This is a genomic window from Pseudoalteromonas aliena (genome assembly GCF_038155085.1).
GTDB lineage: Bacteria > Pseudomonadota > Gammaproteobacteria > Enterobacterales > Alteromonadaceae > Pseudoalteromonas > Pseudoalteromonas aliena_A.
The window spans coordinates 1-256 of sequence record NZ_JBAKAU010000065.1; the positions used below are offsets into that span (position 1 = coordinate 1).

1 protein-coding gene is annotated in these 256 nt (G+C 39.8%); it reads right to left on the reverse strand.

The features are described 5' to 3' along the window. A partial coding sequence (locus V6260_RS18565; protein WP_341595569.1) for an efflux RND transporter permease subunit occupies nucleotides 1-256 on the reverse strand: 256 nt, incomplete at both ends.

The window sequence follows — 256 nt, forward strand, 5'->3', positions numbered from 1 at the left end:
TGCGGTTATATCGGTTTAAGCGCGATGCGGTTGCTTGTTCTTTTAAACTTAGAAGGCTATCAAGTGGGACTAGTTCATCGCTTCGTGATTTAAGATATATATTTGATATGTCAGTAGGGTTAGCAAAATCTTCTTTAGTCCCTTTTAAAATCTCATCGTATTCTTCACCACGGTCAATAAATGTTGTAACACGGCGCAGGCCAAGCATTGTTTCAAGTGTACGGCCTACATCAGACACAGATACACATAAATCAGC